1 protein-coding gene is annotated in these 1,303 nt (G+C 63.2%); it reads left to right on the forward strand.

The features are described 5' to 3' along the window. A partial coding sequence (gene ahcY, locus E1161_RS26875; protein WP_132627535.1) for an adenosylhomocysteinase occupies positions 1-1,303 on the forward strand: 1,303 nt, incomplete at its 5' end.

The raw sequence follows: 1,303 nt of genomic DNA on the forward strand, positions 1-1,303 counted from the left end.
GGGTGCCCGCATCGCCGGCTCCCTGCACATGACCGTGCAGACCGCCGTGCTGATCGAGACCCTGGTTGCGCTGGGTGCGGATGTGCGGTGGGTGTCGTGCAACATCTTCTCCACTCAGGACGAGGCCGCGGCCGCGGTCGTGGTGGGCAAGGGGACGCCGGAGGCTCCGGCGGGTGTTCCGGTGTTCGCGTGGAAGGGCGAGACGCTGGAGGACTACTGGTGGTGCACCGATCAGTTGTGGGACTTCGGTGACGGCAAGGTCGCCAACATGATCCTCGACGACGGCGGCGACGCCACCCTGCTGGTCCACAAGGGTGTCGAGTTCGAGGCCGCGGGTGCGGTGCCCCAGCCGTCGGCGGAGGACCCGGAGGAGTTCAAGGTCGTTCTGGAGACCTTGCGCAAGTCCGTGGCGGCGGACAAGCAGCGGTTCACCAAGCTCGCGGCTGAGATCAAGGGTGTGACCGAGGAGACCACCACCGGTGTTCACAAGCTCTACGAGCTGGTCAAGGCCGATGGGTTGTTGTTCCCGGCGATCAACGTCAATGACTCGGTGACGAAGTCGAAGTTCGACAACAAGTACGGGTGCCGTCACTCGTTGGTCGATGGCATCAACCGCGCCACCGACGTCCTCATCGGCGGCAAGGTCGCGGTGATCTGTGGTTTCGGTGATGTGGGCAAGGGTTCGGCGGAGTCGCTGCGGGGTCAGGGTGCTCGGGTGATCGTGACCGAGATCGACCCGATCTGCGCGTTGCAGGCGGCGATGGAGGGTTACGAGGTCAAGACCCTCGAGGATGTCGTGGAGTACGCGGACATCTTCATCACCACGACGGGTAATTACGACATCATCAAGGCCGAGCACATGGCCAAGATGAAGCACCAGGCGATCGTGGGCAACATCGGTCACTTCGACAACGAGATCGACATGGCCGGGTTGGAGAAGACGCCGGGTGTGACCAAGCAGGAGATCAAGCCGCAGGTCCACGAGTACACCTTCGACGATGGGCACAGCATCATCGTGCTGTCGGAGGGTCGTCTGCTGAACCTGGGCAACGCGACCGGTCACCCGAGCTTCGTGATGTCCAACAGCTTCACCAACCAGACGATCGCGCAGATCGAGCTGTTCACCAAGCCCGGCGAGTACGCCAAGGACGTCTACGTGCTCCCGAAGCACTTGGACGAGAAGGTCGCTCGTCTGCACCTGGACGCGCTGGGCGTGAAGCTGACCAAGCTGACCAAGGAACAGGCCGCCTACATCGGCGTCGACGTCGAGGGCCCCTACAAGCCCGAGCACTACCGCTACTGA

The sequence above is a fragment of the Saccharopolyspora aridisoli genome (genome assembly GCF_004348445.1).
Lineage (GTDB): Bacteria > Actinomycetota > Actinomycetes > Mycobacteriales > Pseudonocardiaceae > Saccharopolyspora > Saccharopolyspora aridisoli.